This is a genomic window from Paenibacillus curdlanolyticus YK9 (assembly GCF_000179615.1).
Classification (GTDB): domain Bacteria; phylum Bacillota; class Bacilli; order Paenibacillales; family Paenibacillaceae; genus Paenibacillus_T; species Paenibacillus_T curdlanolyticus.
Genome location: NZ_AEDD01000010.1, coordinates 239,687 through 253,082 on the forward strand (window position 1 = coordinate 239,687; position 13,396 = coordinate 253,082).

Here is a 13,396-nt window from a genome sequence, read left to right on the forward strand (position 1 = left end):
CGTTTATTTCATAAAAGTCATGTTTTTTATATTGAAATTTACTAAAATAGGTGCTAATATAACCAAAGACCTATTTTGGAAAAATTTTAATATAAGGTGGCGTCACTTACATGATCAACAGAAAAAGAATCTTGCCTACGGCAGTTGCAATAACAGCCGTAGTAGCCGGAAGCGCTACAGCCTATGCTGGCTATGATGCAGGACTATTCTCTCAACCGCAATCAACTTACGAAGCAGCTGTAAAAACCTCCGGCAACTACTATTATCTCGCTGCTGCCAGCTCGAGCTACAACTCCTTGGCTTATGCCCTTGGCGATACGTCCAATTGGGTATGGCCATGGGGCAGCTCGAATCCAACCTCTGCCCAAGTGGATACCTACTTGTCCGGCAGAGGCTATACGACTACGACTACTGCATCCGAAGTGAAAATCATCTCTTACGGTACAAGCTCCAGCATCGGGCACTTCGGCAAACCTTCCGACGTTAACTACGTCAATGCAAAATGGGGCCAATTAGAGCGTCTTCAGTCCTTAAACTGGGATCCTTACAACACTTCTAGTTATGGGGCAAAGGTGAAAACCTACAAATAACGACGCTTTTATTACATATAAAATGAGGTGTTAGTAATGAAAAAACTCTCTATCGGCTTATTCGCTGCCAGCTTTGTAGCTACGCTGCTTTTTGCCATGTCCGTTAACGCTGCTTCTACTGAAAGGCAAGTCGACGATAATTTGAAAACGTTCAACGACAGGCTGCGACAGGAAATCGAGAATAAAACCGCTCTCTCCTTCAGCAGCAATCCTTATGACTACATAAAAGGAAGCGTTGAATTTCAAAACATTATCGCGCTCGGCAACGATGCCCTCCCTGTGCTGGAGCAAAAAATCGATGAGTCGCCGGGCAGCGGCTTGAACGACTATCTGCTTTCCATCGCTGCCGAGGAAATCTCCAAAGTGAGCCTGAAGCGAACGGGCGACAGTTCATGGTCAACAGGAGACGAGTTCTCCGTCAAATGGAAGTCGCATTTGAAGGCGATCCCGGCCAAAGTAGAGCAAATCGTGAGCTCCTCCAAATCTGCAGATGAAAAAGTTAGCGATTTGCGGGAGCTAGGGACTCCAGCTTTGCCATTCATCGTTGACCAAATCGAGCAGGGCAATGTTGACATTGCACCGACAGTAAATGCATTGCTCAACAGCGCCAATGGAATCAGTACGTTTTCGGCAGAAACGATCGATCAAGAATGGGCAACGAAACACAAAGCCCAATTTGAAAAACTCAGAAGCTACGTAGAATCAAAAAAATAAACGAATGAGGTGCTAAGATTTGAAAGTATGGAAGCTTTGGAATTCGGCTAGGTCGCTGCTGCTTAACGTTTGCTCCGACAAGGATACCCATTTTCATGAACGCTTCAAAGGCGAACCGTTGTCCTCCTGCTACGAACCTATTCAATTGAAAGTTCAGCGGGTAGGAACGGAAGAAGACTTTCCGAATCTATCCTCAGGAACGTTACTTTTTTCTAAGAGGGCTCAAGCTGCGCTTCGAGCGTTGGTTACCCCCTATGCAGAGTTTCTTGAAGTCAATGGCAGTGAGCTTGCTGGCATCGAGGTGGAATTGATTAATGTAACCAACGTCGTAGATGCACTGGACCATGATCGCACTGAATTTAAATATGACGCCTGCACCGGCACGGTATCTGGCTTTAACAGACTCCAGCTTCAGTTAGATAAAGTCGTGCACAATCCGATATTCCGGTTGCCCGAGAAGCCTGCGGACCTCTATGTAACCGATGCATTTCGCGATCTCGTCATCAAGCATGAGCTAAAAGGGCTCATTTTCGAGGAAGTGTGGAGCTCTGAGGATACGGTCGACATGGAGCAAGCCCGTCAGCAGCAGTATGAAGACCGGCTCGCGATCATTGAACGGAATAAAGGCGAGGAACTATCCTTCCAAGAAGCGCTCGCTCTAGTCGAAGCAGACAAAGCGATGGCTAGCGGCAAATGGAAGCTGCAGGCTCATCCGGCCACCAATGTGATTCTAGGCGAGCTAATGCCTGACGGGGATTATGAATGGATTGAACCGATGGTCTATCCGCCAATGCTATTGGAGCTTCATTGGCATGAAGTGGGGCGGAGCGAGATTGCGGAGTAATTGAGGATGCCTAGCGGAAGAGATTCCAGCTTGATGAAAAAAACAAAATAATGATGAAATAACGGTGCAGGGAGACTATCCTTACGCCGTTATTTCTTATAGAGAAACATTTTATGGCGAGTGGGAATTAGGTAAATCCAAAAAATAAAAAGAAACAAAGGTGAAAGGAATGAAAGTATGGAAACTTTCAGCTTCGGAGAAATGTATGAGGTTAACTACTTGCGATGAGCAAGGAGATGCTGTACTCGATCATTTTAATGGCGAACCAATGGCTTCATGGTATAGACCTATAAAGTTATCTATTCAGCGAAAAGGCAAAGAACACGACTTTCCAGCAATTCTCCCAGGCGTTTTAATATTCTCCAAAAAGGCACGTACTATCGTGGAGCCTTTGGTGGGCGAACATGTAGAATTTTTAGCAGTTGACCATAGTGAGATGCCAGACTTTGAAATCAATATGGTTAATGTGACAAATGTCATCGACGCTTTGGATTATGAGCATACAGAATTTAGATACTACTCTACTGGCGAAATGGCGGATTATGAAAAGCCAGCTTTTCAGTTCGACAAAATTAAAAACTCCCCCATCTTTCGAGTACCTGAAAGAACTGTTCGAATCTACGTCACCGACGAGTTCCGTGACCTTGTCCTGAAGCATAAGCTCAAAGGCCTCGATTTCGAAGAAGTATGGGACTCGGAAGTAACCGACGATATGGAGCAAGAACGCCAAAGGCAGTATGAAGCACACTTAGCCGAAATCGAGAACAATAAAGGAACCGAAGTTGGCTTCGATGAGGCGGTTGCACAGGCTGAAGCAGGCAAAGCGATGGCCAGCGGCAAATGGAAGCTGCAAGCCGATTCCACTGGGAACGTATTGCTTGGCGATCTAACGTTTAGCGGCGACTATGATTGGATCGACCCTATTTATTATCCGCCAATTCTGCTGGAGCTCCGCTGGCACGAAGTGGAGCCCTATCCGTTCGAGGACTAATAACAAGAAGACCCTTCAGCCACATAACCTGAAGGGTCTTCCTCTTTTCGCACGCTGCGCTCCTACTCCTTTACCCCAGCCAGCTCCAACAGCTCCCCCACCACCACGTCCGGCTGGTAGCCGTGAATATAATGCGAGCTATCCTTCACGATAATCTGCTTGCCGTTCACCGACCATGAGGGGAGCGCCGCCTGGCTTTCTTGCCATTTTGCATCCTTGCTCAGCTTACCCAAATAATCCGCCGTCAGTACGGTCATCGGCACCTGCAGCGGCTTGGGCCCTGCCACAACGGTTTTGGCGTTATTCGTGCTTTGCCGCATTTCATCGGTCATGTCACGGTCGCCTACCTTAAGCAGCATCGCTGTCTTGCTAATCTTCTTCATCTCATCCGATAGCAGCCGCTCGCCATTGCTCTCGCTGTTTACCCATTCGGCGAAGCCATCGAACTGATACAACGCGCGAAGCAGCCCCGTCACCCGCAGGGTTCGATTGAACAGCGGAATAGCGGTATAGCCTGGAGACGCCGCATAATATTCAGGGCTGCCGCTATCAATCATCAGAAGCGCCTTCACCTCGTTAGGGAAGCGCTGCGCATAGCGAATCATTTCCAAAGAGCCGAGCGAGTGGCTGACGAGAATATACGGCGGCTTTTGTCCCGAAACTGCCAGCAGCTCATGGATTTCATCCGTCATCGTATCGATATCCCGCTTCACGCCGCCCGATGAATCGCTGAACCCGTAACCGAACCGATCATACACGGCCACCTTCACATGCGACTCCAACCCTTCGTACAAAGGAGAAAAATCGGCATAAGGGCTCGGCGTGCCCCAGCCCGATGCGAATACCGCCGTTACGTCACCGGTCCCCCCGGCGTACAGATGCATCTTCCGCCCTTTCACCTCATACAGCTTGCCGACCGGGTAGAAGCTCTTCTTATCCTGCTTCGAGCCGTACCACTGGTATAGCGTGCCTACGCCGGCTAGCAGCACCACAGTCGCCAGTGCATAAAGCACGATTCTCCGCATCCATCTCCACATCGTCTTCATTCCTCCCCTTGTGCCTTGTAACGCAGCTGCATTAGCACTCGTTTCCATTTTTCCAGAAAATAAGCCCGCTTGGGAGCACTTTGCCTCATTCTTTATCAAAAAATAAGGAAGGGCCCCCCTCCATGGGAAGCCCCTCCACATCCTACGCGCACCGCCTTACGCCTTCGCCATCCGAAAATACCGCTGCACCTTGCTCAGCTTCTCCGCCTGCCGTCCATTCTTCTTCTCCATGCCGCCGAACTCGAAGAACTTGACCTTCTTAATGCCTACGTAGCGGAAAAGCGCCTTGCGCATCAGCACCTTGTGCGCGTTGTTCAGCCAGTACAGCGGATACAGCGTCGGTCCTTTCATGACGGAGATGCACACGACCGACTTGCCCTTGAGCAGTCCCTCCGGCAGCAGCCCGCCATGATCCCGATAAGCAAAATTCGAAGCGAACATTTGGTCAATGTACCCTAACAGCATCGCGGGCGGACGTCCCCACCAGATCGGATAGATCATGACGATTCGTTCAGCCCAGAGCAACTGCTCCCGATAGCGCTCCAGCTCAGGGTCTATATGCATATCCCTTCTGCGTTTGCTCTCGTTGAAGACGAGCAGCGGGTTAAACCCTTCCGCATACAGATCCAGCACCTGCATCTCGTCTTCGTTTGGATTTTCGCCGATGCCCTCGATGACCTTCTGCAGGAAAGCATAGCTTAAGCTCTCATGATTCGGATGCGTGTAAATTATGAGCGTCTTCATAGCGCCACCTCATTTAGTTATCATTTGATAATCAAATCCTAACACACCACTATTTAGTTGTCAAATGATAATTGTTATTTGATAACCGATTTGGTATCGTTAACGGTAAGAGGTGATCCCATTGGACAAGAGCATGCTGCTTCAACAAATGATCGCATTTCTGACAGCCGTCCATGAAACCCAGCACGAGCTTTCCAAAGACATTCCGATGGGGGACATTACGCCCCTCCAGTATGGCATTCTGGAATATATCGCAGTCCAGCAGCCTGTGACGCTTAGCCAGATCAGCGACTGCAAGCATCTATCCATGCCTAACGCAAGCCGCGAGCTGCGCAAGCTGACCGATAGCGGACTTTGCGAAAAATATGCCGACGCCGCGGACAAACGCAAACAGGCGATTCGCCTCACAGCCGAAGGACAATCGTTCATGAACGGGGCTTTCGGCCAAATGGAGGTTAAGTTTCGTCACCGCATTCAGCATTTATCCGACGAACAGCTGCACCAGGTTTACGATGCGATCGAGCTGCTGCAAGCGACTTTATTCCGCGCTTCCAGCGAGGATGGCGTGAAGGCGTAGCCATCCTATCCAACGACAAAAACCCTGCCTCATCATAAAATGAGACAGGGTTTTTACGCTTCGTCGCTCACGCGCAAGCCTAAGGCAGCAGCAAGGCGCGAAGCTCTTCCAGCTCTTTAATAATCGCAAGCGGCTGCGGCTGCTCGGAAGGCGCCTGCTGCTGCTTTTTGTTCAGCCAGATCGCCTTCATCCCCTGCTGCATGGGACCCGCCACATCGTTCGTCCATGAATCGCCTACGACAAGCACTTCATCGGGCTCTACATAGGCGGCTTCCAGCACATGGCGATAAATCTCGGGCGTCGGCTTCTCATGCCCGATCCTCCCGGAGATGAATAACGTTTCTTCCGGAATGGCGTCTCCGAGGCCGATGGCCTCCAGCTTATCCAACTGCCACTCCTCGCTGCCGTTGGTCAGCGCCCCGACGCGATATTCGCGCTTCAGCTCGGCTATGAGCCTGTTAACTTCCTCATTCGGCTTCATGTTTCGCTTCGCGATCGACTGGTAAAGGTTTTCAAAATCGATCGCCGTCGCCTCGTCGACCGTCTCTCCCACCTGCTCCATGCATTCGACGAATCGTTTAATGCGAAACTCTTCGATTGTAATTTGTTGGCTATCTAGCTGCAGCACGAGTCGATGATCGATCTCGTGAAAAATTTCGTAGATGCGGTCCGTGTCCATCGCCTTCGTAAAATGATGCTGCGCAAAGGCTTCCTTCATGCTCACTTCCCAATAATCATCAAAGTGAACGAGCGTATCGTCGAGATCAAACAAGATAAGCTTGATTTGGCCCATGTTCCCCCTCCTTAGATGACTCTCTCGTGTCTATTAAAAATGCCATCTCACGAGTGAAATAGCAACTATAAATATTCACCTTTAAATTATATGTATACAAACGTATACATCAGTCGTATACTTTTGTATACACCTACTAGGAGGGGATTACATGAGTGAACGAGAAAGCCACAGAGAACTTGGCGAACGCGGCGGAAGAGGCGGACGCCATGCCGGCGAACGCGGCCATCGGCATGATGGCGGTCACGGTGGGCGGGAAGGACGTATGGCTGCCCAAACCTTTCGGCGCGGACGTGCGCTAGCGTTCCACGAAATGCTGATCGTGAAGCGTGACACCCTGCGTAAACAGCTGCAAGACGAGAATCTGCAAGCCATCCATCAAGTCGTAAGCGGCGAACTTAAAGCGGTCGAAGACATCATCGCGCAATATGTCCATACCTTCGAGCTGCACGAACTCAACCAATAATCAGGAGGCGACCGTTAAATGCCAATCGATGAACGCCGCCGCCCCGACTGGGCGGATCTCCCTTACGCCTCGCAATCCGAGGCGCAGAAGCTCGATATTTATTTGCCTGCCGACCGCATCATAGACAAGCCGCTGCCTGTCATTATCGCCATTCATGGCGGCGCATTCGCCTTCGGCGACAAAGCCGACAATTATACGCTCGCCCCCATACTCCACGCTAACACACGTGGTTACGCTGTCGTTTCTATTAACTACCGCCTCAGCGGCGAAGCGCAGTTCCCGGCGCCCATCTATGACGTGAAAGCAGCGATCCGCTTCCTTCGCGCGAACGCCTCCACATACCAGCTCGATCCCGATCGCATCGCATTGTGGGGCGAGTCCGCGGGTGGAAGCCTCGCCGCGCTCGCTGGCACTTCCGGCGGCATTGCTGCATTAGAAGACCTCAGCATGGGTAACGGCCATGTCTCCAGCCGCGTGCAAGCGGTCGTCGACTGGTACGGTCCCATTCAGTTCGACGCGATGGACGACCAATTCCGACTTAGCGGCATCGGGAAGCCGGATCACGGCGCAGCTGATTCCCCGGAATCACGCTACTTAGGCGGCACGCTAGCCGATGTCCCCGATCTTGTGCGCCAAGCAAGCGCACAGACGTATGTCGCGGCGGATGCCCCGCCATTTTTCATCCAACATGGCACTGCCGATGTCCTTATTCCCGTCGAGCAAAGCATGAACTTCGCTGCGGCACTCGAACGCGCAATCGGAGCGGATCAGGTCGCCCTCCTGCTTCTTGAAGGGGCCGGACACGGTGGCCCTGCCTTCACCTCACCTGACAACACAGCGCTTGTTCTCGCTTTCCTCGGTTCGCATTTGCGCGGAATCTGAGCATTTCCGATTTACAAACACTATAGCTGTCCGTAATGATCCGCTAACATTCTCCCTTTACGCTACTTTAGGAATCTATTTTCTATACCGAAAGGGAGTTTATTACGTTATGCTAAAACGCTTGCTCACGACCGCTACACTCGCCGTTACGCTAGGTGCCGCCCTCCTGTCAGGCGCCGGCCTCCAGCCAGCCACGGCACATGCCGCATCGAACATGGTGCCCGATTACGAAGTCAAACTGCTGATGAACCCGAGCGTCGTGCTCGGATCGGACTTTAAGCTGACAAGCGCCGTCCTGACCGCTTTCTCAATGCCAACGACCGTTACGAAAATGAACGTCGCGTTCCTCGATACGAATACGAAGAGCATTTACTCGAACGGCTGGAGCCCTCGCATTCGCAAGATGGAAGGCGAATCCGACTTCGAGCTGAGCTATAAGAAACGCTACCCTATTGCTAACGGCGATATTAATGCTGCCTTGACGCAAGCAAACAACGAAGGATTTAACGCCGGCGATACGAATTACGAAGCGCAGGTGGAATGGGGCTACCAGAACAAAACGCTCAGCATCACGCGGACAAAATCAGGCAGCAAATCCGGCTACAGCGGCATGGAGCTGCCTTCGATCTCCGATGCGCGGAGCCTGATGATTAACAACGCGCCGGACAAATTCAACAACTGGCTCTATAGCGGCTGGGGCACCAGCATGCTGCAAAGCTCCCGCTACTACGGTCCCGTTCTTGCCAAACGTTCCATCGGCACGTGGAGCGGCATGCAGTTGTATATTGAAGTTTGGCCAATCCTGAACGCTGCTGGAACTGGCACGGAATACATCGTTGAAGCTTCGTTCAAAACGACAAGCGCGACAACGGCTTCCGCGAAGCATGATGAATTGATCACGTACCTGCAAAGCAAAGGCTGGTTCCTCGCGCAGGATTCGTTGAAGACGCAGCTGATTATGGATCGTTACTAAGGCAATTGCTCGCAGATACAACGAAAGGCAGCCTCGAAGGCTGCCTTTTGTTATCTAGCTATTTTGTAATTATAAAGTCCACCAAGGTTTCATTCAGTGCCTTCAGACGCATAAACTTATGATTGGTTGCAGTCACTGCCGGGCGTTTCGTCTCGGCGAATAACACGGTATCCTTCGGCAACGAAGGCATTTTGCTTATTACCTCGATTTTCACGCCGTGTTTATTAATGGCTATGACTTTCTTATTAGGAGCTGCGGATGAAGCCGTCTTACGTATCCACTTCCCGTTGGACGATGGGATGATCCGAGTGACTTTCTTGCTCATGCTCATTTTTGCAGCCCCCCTAAGATTGAATTCATAAATTGGAATATCATATCATTCGCATGTTCATTTATTATACCATCAATGATCTCCTGGGTGTAGGTGGCAAACAATTGCTGATCCCATCGAGTCGCTTCAGGGAAATGATAAGAGATGACATACTCTTTCATTTTGAACGTTAAGTAAATCATTCGCTTGGACTGATCATAGAATAACGCGGGCGTATCTTCGCCAACATGAAGGTACGTATAGGAGACAAATGAATCCGGATCGTTCACATCGAAATCCCTGTTGCCATCCGTGTCGCCGGCAAATCCCGTTATCTTCAGTATATGGCTTTCTTGATGAAATAAGCTTACCGCCGAGCACTTCTCTACTCTGCCAACCGCGCTCTTCACGGGCCCGTATGTGATCTCAGCGCCATGCAAAGCCCTGATTACCCGATTCAACAAACGAGGAAGGTTTATGAAATCCGTTATGCTCAGATGATCCAGAAGCACCCGCAATGAAAAATCGGTATAATGCCCAAATTGGTTGGCGAGCTGTACGCTCTCCATTAATGCAGGAGCTTTAGGAAGAAGGTTAAGCCCCTGCCTCAGCTTATCGCTCAAATACGATTCCCATGGCACTTCGCTGCCTAGAGGCAGCGCTTCGACATATAAGCCATGCTTGTCAATGATGTCATGCAGCATGACCCACACGTACATTTCGTATACATGCTTTGACGGTATGGAAGAGCCGGACAGCTCCGATTGGATTTCGAGATAATCGACAACCTCCCGATTGTCCGGTATTTTACCGGTCGCTTTCTTTTGATTCTCCAGATAGCCTTTGATTGCCCATCGGACGTTTCTGAAATAGTGGTCTAAAATCGGAGCTGTTGCGTACAAAATAAGCTCTTTATTTTCTTTAACCGCTTGGAGAAACTCCAGATGAGTAACCGTTTGCCCACTCGGCGTCATACTGCCGCCTCTTGTGTGCATGTATAGGAAGTACAAGTCACACTCCGATACTTTGTCCAGACAGTGCTTCACACCGGAGGCATTCATGGGCCATGGTCCAAAGTTTTTTTCAAACATTTGAGGATCATGCCCGAGCCGTGCCAGATCAGCAAATGCTTTCTCCCGCAGAGGCGAAAGCTCGTCTTGTGCTACGGAACTGATAAAAACTTTAGTCGGGATGGGCATAACACGATGCTCCTTGCATCTGTTTATTGTGGTATCTAGTATATCACAATGCCAGTTTCAGGTAGATTGCAAACTTGTAGATTATTGAATTACTGCACAAAAAAATCTGCCGAGCTTTCTCGGCAGATTGGTCAACAAACCGTCTAAGTCAGCTGGAGCCCTTCCTCCAAATGCCCAAGCATGCGGTCCATCGTGGTGAAGAAATCCGCTTCCGGGTGGTTCAAGCAATACAGCTGGCCCGCCATCACGACGCCGAACACGGAGCCTGCGAACGTAAAAACTTCAAAGTCGTCCCGCGAGCGATTCAAACGCTCCGCAACGAGATCCGCGATCAGCTGCAGCGACTCGTTCATTTGGATTAACGAAGCCGCACGCAGCTCAGGGACGGATATGCTCAGCGTCATTCTGTCGTGGAGCGCCGTACGCTCCTCCCCTGTTAAGGATGAAAAGATTTCGCGAATCGTCGCCCGCATCGCTGAAACGGGACTCAAGCCAGTAAGCTGTTCGCGAAAAACCTTCACGAGTATCGGATCATACTCATCCTCCAGCACCAATGCTTCCTTCGTCGCAAAATAACGAAAAAATGTGCTCGGCGAAATCTCGCTCGCTTCCGCGATCTGCTCGATCGTCGTTGCGTGGTACCCCTGCTCCCGGAACAGCCGCATCGCTTGCTGCTGCAGCGTCATCCGCGTCTTCCGCTTCTTCTTCTCGCGCAGTCCGAGCTTCGCCGGTTCAGGCTTGCCAGACTGCTCGGAGGCCACTAATGGCCTCCTTTCTCGAGAGATACCGCCGCCGCTGCGCCAGCTTCGCCCTCTTCAGGCTTGGTAGTGAGCACCTCCCGCTTCAGGAAGAAGCAAATGCCTACAACGATGAGCGCGAATACGAAGGATACCCAATAAAGATTTTGGAACGCATCAGCGAATATCGCTTTGATCTGCTCCACCAAGGAAGGATCAAGCCCCTCCGGAATGCCGCCCTGCGCGGATTCGCCGAGCTGTCCCACCGTTTCGGCAGGCAGCGTGCCCGCCAGCTTCCCGATGCCGGATGTAATGTTAGCAGCAAGCAAGCTGCCGAACACGCTCACGCCAATGGTTAAGCCGAATGATTGGAACAGCGTGACGGATGTCAGCGCGATGCCGCTGTTTTCTTTGGCCACGGACTCCTGCACAATCAGGTTGTTGTTGAACAGCACCCCGAAGCCGAGCCCAAGGATAACGAAATAGATGCAAATCATGAAGATGGACGTGTGCGCGTCGATCCCTGCCAGGAAGAAGAAGGCAATTGCCGGCAGCAGCATCGATACGATAAAGATCGTCCGGTAAGGAATTTTCGTCATCAACCGGCCCGACACGATGCTTGCTCCGATAGCTCCGACCATTAACGGCAGCGTAATATAGCCGGATGCGATTGGCGACAGGTCGAGTACGTTTTGCGCGAAGAACGGGAACGATGCGAATGATCCCATGATGCCGATGACAAGCGTGAATACGATTAACGATAAAACAACGAACGTATGGTTCTTGAACAGGTGCATCGGGAGAATCGGCTCCTTCGCCTTGCGCTCCACGAGCACGAACACGCCAAGCAGCACGGCGCCAATCACCCATAACGAAATAAGAACGCCGGAATTCCACGCATAATGCTCTGTTTCATGCAGTACAGGCGTAATTAGCAGCGATACGATGGCCGCAACCAGCAGGAAAGCGCCCGCCCAGTCGATGCTCGCCTCTTTGTTGCCCTTGGATTCCGTCAAACCTGCTGACAACACGATTGCCGCCAGTACGCCTACCGGAATGTTGACCCAGAAAATCCAATGCCATGAGATATGCTCAGTTAAGTAGCCCCCGATCAGCGGACCTAACAGCTGCGGGATGAAGAAGATTGCGCCGAATACGCCCTGCGTCTTGGCCCGCTCCTCAACGCTGAATAAGTCACCGAATATGACCATCGCAAGCGGCATCAGCCCGCCTGCGCCTATCCCCTGTATGCCGCGTCCGAATAGGAGTATAGGCATCGACGTTGCAAACCCGCTAATAACCGAGCCTGCAATAAATAAGCCCATGCTTAGCAAATAGATTTTCTTGCGCCCATATAGATCCGCCAGCTTGCCGAGAATCGGCATGAATGACGTCATTGTCAGCATGTAGATGCCCGCCACCCAGCCATACAGCGACAGCCCGTTCAGGTCGCGGATAATCGTCGGCATAGCCGTGCTGACGACCGTCTCGTCCAGCTCGGAAAAAATAATGCCGATGATCAAGCCAAGGACGATGAGCTTCCTGTTATTCTTTTTATCCAACATCATAACCTCCATTCAGTGTCTCACATGGAGAGTTTATATAAAATGAAAGCCACTGTCAAATTAAATTAACTGCCACTTTAAAACTTGCCCGCTTGTCCCCTTCTTTTCGTTGCCAACGATTGGTAAAAACTTATATACTATGTGATATTACAATACAATACGCCCGTCGCCCGTTTAATTTCAGTAAAGGAGCCACCGTTATGTCTGATTTACCGCTCGTTGATGTCGCTTACCAATCCATCCGCCAACAGCTGCTTGACGGCGCTTATCTTCCCGGCGATCTATGCTCAGAGGCGGATCTGGCTGCCAAGCTCGGCATGAGCCGCACGCCAATCCGGGCCGCGATTTCCTTGCTGGAGAAGGAAGGCTTCGTACAGACGCTCTATAAGCGAGGCATCCTAGTTAAAGGCATCGACATCAAAGATTTATACGATATATTTGACCTGCTATGCGCGTTATATTCGTTCGCGCTCGAGCGTATGGACGACGAGTCCTACGAGCTTGATTTGAACACGCTGCGCCACCATTACGACCAAATGGTTCTTGCAAGCGAAGAGCAGCGGTATCGTGCCTATTACGAGAACGGCTTAATGTTCATGCATACGATGCTTGCAGCCGTCCAAAACCGTTATGTTCTCGAAACGTTTAACCTATACAAAGACAAGCTGCTGTTCTACGTCGTAACGTACCGCCTGACCAAAGGCTCCAATCGCCCTTACACGGGCCGCAAGCTGTACGAGGACATCTACAACAAGCTAGTGGAGGGCAGCTATCAAGAAGCAAAAACGATTATTATGCAGTACACGCGCAATATCCGCGAGGACTTGCTCCGCAACGGCTATTCTTCCTAAACGGTTGTAAAAAGCCCCGCTGCAGACAAGATGTCTGATTGGCGGGGTTTCGCATTTTTATCGATTATTCTTTCTTTCCTCTCGCATTTGAGCCTTCTTGATTCGTGCATATAA

16 protein-coding genes are annotated in these 13,396 nt (G+C 50.7%); 9 read left to right on the forward strand and 7 right to left on the reverse strand.

The genetic code is table 11. The features are described from left to right. The first annotated feature begins 110 nt into the window (after positions 1-110). The 4 genes from PAECUDRAFT_RS18620 (at position 111) to PAECUDRAFT_RS24900 (ending at position 3,139) form a co-directional block, all read left to right on the forward strand. Positions 111-590, forward strand: coding sequence for a DUF7689 domain-containing protein (locus PAECUDRAFT_RS18620; protein ID WP_006039682.1), 480 nt, complete (start codon positions 111-113; stop codon positions 588-590). A gap of 36 nt (positions 591-626) precedes the next feature. Then, complete coding sequence (locus PAECUDRAFT_RS18625; protein ID WP_006039683.1) at positions 627-1,304, forward strand: hypothetical protein; 678 nt, start codon at positions 627-629, stop codon at positions 1,302-1,304. A 19-nt stretch (positions 1,305-1,323) separates the two neighbouring features. After that, entirely contained in the window at positions 1,324-2,148 is an 825-nt protein-coding gene (locus tag PAECUDRAFT_RS18630; RefSeq protein ID WP_006039684.1) for an imm11 family protein, read from the forward strand. Positions 2,149-2,317: 169 nt separating this feature from the next. Next, on the forward strand, positions 2,318-3,139 hold the full coding sequence (locus PAECUDRAFT_RS24900) for an imm11 family protein (protein ID WP_144266581.1): 822 nt from the start codon (positions 2,318-2,320) through the stop codon (positions 3,137-3,139). A 62-nt stretch (positions 3,140-3,201) separates the two neighbouring features. Here PAECUDRAFT_RS24900 and PAECUDRAFT_RS24905 read toward each other — a convergent pair whose 3' ends face one another. Together PAECUDRAFT_RS24905 and PAECUDRAFT_RS18645 are read right to left on the reverse strand one after the other, a co-directional pair. Next, positions 3,202-4,176 carry an alpha/beta fold hydrolase gene (locus PAECUDRAFT_RS24905; protein ID WP_006039686.1) on the reverse strand — a complete coding sequence of 325 codons (975 nt, stop codon included), beginning with the start codon at positions 4,174-4,176 and terminating at the stop codon, positions 3,202-3,204. Positions 4,177-4,341: 165 nt separating this feature from the next. Then, positions 4,342-4,929, reverse strand: a complete 588-nt coding sequence (locus PAECUDRAFT_RS18645; protein WP_006039687.1) for an NAD(P)H-dependent oxidoreductase — start codon at positions 4,927-4,929, stop codon at positions 4,342-4,344. Between the two features lie 112 nt (positions 4,930-5,041). On the opposite strand from PAECUDRAFT_RS18645, the gene PAECUDRAFT_RS18650 reads away from it, so the two are divergent. Continuing rightward, positions 5,042-5,506, forward strand: a complete 465-nt coding sequence (locus PAECUDRAFT_RS18650; protein WP_324603686.1) for a MarR family winged helix-turn-helix transcriptional regulator — start codon at positions 5,042-5,044, stop codon at positions 5,504-5,506. A 79-nt stretch (positions 5,507-5,585) separates the two neighbouring features. Here PAECUDRAFT_RS18650 and PAECUDRAFT_RS18655 read toward each other — a convergent pair whose 3' ends face one another. Then, positions 5,586-6,299, reverse strand: coding sequence for an HAD family hydrolase (locus tag PAECUDRAFT_RS18655; protein WP_006039689.1), 714 nt, complete (start codon positions 6,297-6,299; stop codon positions 5,586-5,588). A gap of 151 nt (positions 6,300-6,450) precedes the next feature. On the opposite strand from PAECUDRAFT_RS18655, the gene PAECUDRAFT_RS25730 reads away from it, so the two are divergent. From PAECUDRAFT_RS25730 to PAECUDRAFT_RS18670, 3 genes are all read left to right on the forward strand, one after another. Beyond that, the gene (locus tag PAECUDRAFT_RS25730) at positions 6,451-6,765 is read left to right on the forward strand and encodes a hypothetical protein (RefSeq protein ID WP_040713211.1); all 315 of its coding nucleotides are present in this window, start codon (positions 6,451-6,453) and stop codon (positions 6,763-6,765) included. Between the two features lie 18 nt (positions 6,766-6,783). Beyond that, positions 6,784-7,647 carry an alpha/beta hydrolase gene (locus PAECUDRAFT_RS18665; RefSeq protein ID WP_006039692.1) on the forward strand — a complete coding sequence of 288 codons (864 nt, stop codon included), beginning with the start codon at positions 6,784-6,786 and terminating at the stop codon, positions 7,645-7,647. A 109-nt stretch (positions 7,648-7,756) separates the two neighbouring features. Then, positions 7,757-8,620: a hypothetical protein gene (locus tag PAECUDRAFT_RS18670; protein ID WP_006039693.1), complete on the forward strand. Its 864-nt coding sequence runs from the start codon at positions 7,757-7,759 to the stop codon at positions 8,618-8,620. 58 nt (positions 8,621-8,678) lie between these two features. Here PAECUDRAFT_RS18670 and PAECUDRAFT_RS18675 read toward each other — a convergent pair whose 3' ends face one another. The 4 genes from PAECUDRAFT_RS18675 to PAECUDRAFT_RS18690 all read right to left on the reverse strand — a co-directional run bounded on the left by PAECUDRAFT_RS18675 (position 8,679) and on the right by PAECUDRAFT_RS18690 (position 12,434). Beyond that, positions 8,679-8,951 carry a hypothetical protein gene (locus tag PAECUDRAFT_RS18675; RefSeq protein WP_006039694.1) on the reverse strand — a complete coding sequence of 91 codons (273 nt, stop codon included), beginning with the start codon at positions 8,949-8,951 and terminating at the stop codon, positions 8,679-8,681. Then, the gene (locus PAECUDRAFT_RS18680; RefSeq protein WP_006039695.1) at positions 8,948-10,129 is read right to left on the reverse strand and encodes a DUF4062 domain-containing protein; all 1,182 of its coding nucleotides are present in this window, start codon (positions 10,127-10,129) and stop codon (positions 8,948-8,950) included. Before PAECUDRAFT_RS18680 ends, PAECUDRAFT_RS18675 begins: the two co-directional genes overlap by 4 nt. 143 nt (positions 10,130-10,272) lie before the next feature. Next, complete coding sequence (locus tag PAECUDRAFT_RS18685; protein ID WP_006039696.1) at positions 10,273-10,890, reverse strand: acyl-CoA-like ligand-binding transcription factor; 618 nt, start codon at positions 10,888-10,890, stop codon at positions 10,273-10,275. After that, positions 10,890-12,434, reverse strand: coding sequence for an MDR family MFS transporter (locus tag PAECUDRAFT_RS18690; protein WP_456090123.1), 1,545 nt, complete (start codon positions 12,432-12,434; stop codon positions 10,890-10,892). Before PAECUDRAFT_RS18690 ends, PAECUDRAFT_RS18685 begins: the two co-directional genes overlap by 1 nt. Positions 12,435-12,631: 197 nt before the next feature. Here PAECUDRAFT_RS18690 and PAECUDRAFT_RS24910 point away from each other — a divergent pair, with 197 nt between their 5' ends. After that, positions 12,632-13,282 carry a GntR family transcriptional regulator gene (locus PAECUDRAFT_RS24910; RefSeq protein WP_006039698.1) on the forward strand — a complete coding sequence of 217 codons (651 nt, stop codon included), beginning with the start codon at positions 12,632-12,634 and terminating at the stop codon, positions 13,280-13,282. The last annotated feature ends 114 nt before the right edge of the window (positions 13,283-13,396 follow it).

What these genes read in the sequence shown, in the direction of transcription:
- PAECUDRAFT_RS18625 (WP_006039683.1), top strand. Translation starts at nt 627, where the DNA reads ATGAAAAAACTCTCTATCGGCTTATTCGCTGCCAGCTTTGTAGCTACG.
- PAECUDRAFT_RS18665 (WP_006039692.1), top strand. Translation starts at nt 6,784, where the DNA reads ATGCCAATCGATGAACGCCGCCGCCCCGACTGGGCGGATCTCCCTTAC.
- PAECUDRAFT_RS24905 (WP_006039686.1), bottom strand. Translation starts at nt 4,176, where the DNA reads ATGTGGAGATGGATGCGGAGAATCGTGCTTTATGCACTGGCGACTGTG.
- PAECUDRAFT_RS25730 (WP_040713211.1), top strand. Translation starts at nt 6,451, where the DNA reads ATGAGTGAACGAGAAAGCCACAGAGAACTTGGCGAACGCGGCGGAAGA.
- PAECUDRAFT_RS24900 (WP_144266581.1), top strand. Translation starts at nt 2,318, where the DNA reads ATGAAAGTATGGAAACTTTCAGCTTCGGAGAAATGTATGAGGTTAACT.
- PAECUDRAFT_RS18680 (WP_006039695.1), bottom strand. Translation starts at nt 10,129, where the DNA reads ATGCCCATCCCGACTAAAGTTTTTATCAGTTCCGTAGCACAAGACGAG.
- PAECUDRAFT_RS18670 (WP_006039693.1), top strand. Translation starts at nt 7,757, where the DNA reads ATGCTAAAACGCTTGCTCACGACCGCTACACTCGCCGTTACGCTAGGT.
- PAECUDRAFT_RS24910 (WP_006039698.1), top strand. Translation starts at nt 12,632, where the DNA reads ATGTCTGATTTACCGCTCGTTGATGTCGCTTACCAATCCATCCGCCAA.
- PAECUDRAFT_RS18655 (WP_006039689.1), bottom strand. Translation starts at nt 6,299, where the DNA reads ATGGGCCAAATCAAGCTTATCTTGTTTGATCTCGACGATACGCTCGTT.
- PAECUDRAFT_RS18620 (WP_006039682.1), top strand. Translation starts at nt 111, where the DNA reads ATGATCAACAGAAAAAGAATCTTGCCTACGGCAGTTGCAATAACAGCC.
- PAECUDRAFT_RS18675 (WP_006039694.1), bottom strand. Translation starts at nt 8,951, where the DNA reads ATGAGCATGAGCAAGAAAGTCACTCGGATCATCCCATCGTCCAACGGG.
- PAECUDRAFT_RS18690 (WP_456090123.1), bottom strand. Translation starts at nt 12,434, where the DNA reads ATGATGTTGGATAAAAAGAATAACAGGAAGCTCATCGTCCTTGGCTTG.
- PAECUDRAFT_RS18645 (WP_006039687.1), bottom strand. Translation starts at nt 4,929, where the DNA reads ATGAAGACGCTCATAATTTACACGCATCCGAATCATGAGAGCTTAAGC.